This is a genomic window from Nguyenibacter vanlangensis (assembly GCF_013376155.1).
Lineage (GTDB): Bacteria > Pseudomonadota > Alphaproteobacteria > Acetobacterales > Acetobacteraceae > Gluconacetobacter > Gluconacetobacter vanlangensis.
The window spans coordinates 1-1,832 of record NZ_JABXXP010000571.1 but is presented as its reverse complement, the minus strand read 5'-3'; the positions used below and the strand labels follow the sequence as shown (position 1 = coordinate 1,832).

The window sequence follows — 1,832 nt, the reverse complement described above, 5'->3', positions numbered from 1 at the left end:
GTCATGGGCCGGACGCGGACGGTGTCGAGCAGTCCGTTGCGGGCCAGATGGTGCATGACGAAGGCGCCGAATCCGCCCTCGGCGCCGTCCTCGACGGTCAGCAGCACGGCATGGTTGCGGGCGAGGTTGTCGATCAGCGCGGTGTCCAGCGGCTTGGCGAAGCGCGCGTCGGCGATGGTGGGCGGCAGGCCCCCGGCGGTCAGCAGGTCGGCGGCCTTCAGCACGTCGGCCAGGCGGGTGCCTAGCGACAGGATGGCGATGCCGCCCTTTTCGCGCCCGGACTGGCGGCCCATCTCGCGGATGATCCGTCCGCGGCCGATTTCCAGCACGCTGCCCTGTTCGGGCAGGGCCAGGCCCAGCCCGTTGCCGCGCGGATAGCGCAGCGCGATCGGCCCGTCATCGAAGGCGCATGCGGTGGCCGTCATGTGCAGCAGCTCCAGCTCGTCGCTGGGGGCCATGATGGTCATGCCCGGCAGGCAGCCCAGATAGTTCAGGTCGAACGACCCGGCGTGGGTGGCACCGTCGGCGCCGACCAGGCCGGCGCGGTCGATGGCGAAGCGCACCGGCAAGTTCTGCAGCACCACGTCGTGCATCACCTGGTCGTAGGCGCGCTGCAGGAAGGTGGAATAGATCGCGCAGAACGGGCGCAGCCCCTCGGTCGCCATGCCGGCGGCGAAGGTCACGGCATGCTGCTCGGCGATGCCGACATCGAAGAACCGCTCGGGACAGGCGCGGGCGAAGGCGTCCAGCCCGGTGCCCGACGGCATGGCGGCGGTGATGGCCACGATCCGTTCGTCCTGCCGGGCGCAGCGCACCAGTTCGCGGCTGAACACCGCGGTATAGCTGGGCGGTCCCGGCGGGGCCTTGCTCTGCTCGCCGGTGACGACGTTGAACTTCGCCACGGCGTGATATTTGTCGCCCGCCGCCTCGGCCGGGCGATAGCCGCGGCCCTTCTCGGTGACGACATGCAGCAGGATGGGGCCCTTGTCGTCGGCGTCGCGCAGGTTGCGCAGGATGGGCACGAGCTGGCTCATGTCGTGGCCGTCGACCGGACCGACATAATAGAAGCCCAGCTCCTCGAACAGCGTGCCGCCGGTGATCATGCCGCGGGCATATTCCTCGGCCTTCTTGGCGGTGCGTTCCAGCCGGTCGGGCAGGCGGCGCACCATCTTGCCGGCCAGGTCGCGCAGGCCGAGGAACTGGCGCGAGGACATCAGCCGCGACAGATAGGCGGACATGGCGCCGACCGGCGGGGCGATCGACATCTCGTTGTCGTTCAGCACCACGATCAGGCGCGAGGCGCCGGGCCCGGCGGCCGCGGCATTGTTCATCGCCTCATAGGCCATGCCGGCCGAGATCGAGCCGTCGCCGATCACGGCGACGACATTGCGCTCGCGATAGGCGGGATCGTGGGCGGCGCGCAGATGGTGCGCCACGGCCATGCCCAGTCCGGCGGAGATCGAGGTCGAGGAATGGGCGGCGCCGAACGGGTCGTATTCGCTCTCGGAGCGGCGGGTGAAGCCCGACAGGCCGCCCGGCTGGCGCAGGGTGCGGATGGCCGCGCGCCGCCCGGTCAGGATCTTGTGGGGATAGGCCTGGTGGCCGACATCCCAGACGATCCGGTCGGCAGGCGTGTCGAACACCGCATGCAGCGCCACCGTCAGCTCGACCACGCCCAGCGACGCACCCAGATGCCCGCCCGTCGTCGATACCGCGTCCACCGTCTCGGCCCGCAATTCCTCCGCCAACTGCCTCAATTGCTCGATCGACAGGTTGCGCAGGTCCGCCGGATACGAAACCCGGTCCAAAAGCGGAAAGCGCCCGCGCGTCGG

General features: G+C 70.0%; 1 protein-coding gene. It reads right to left on the bottom strand.

Translation table 11 applies throughout. The features are described from left to right. The coding region (gene dxs, locus HUK84_RS16760; RefSeq protein ID WP_176641290.1) for a 1-deoxy-D-xylulose-5-phosphate synthase at positions 1-1,832 on the bottom strand (1,832 nt) is incomplete at both ends.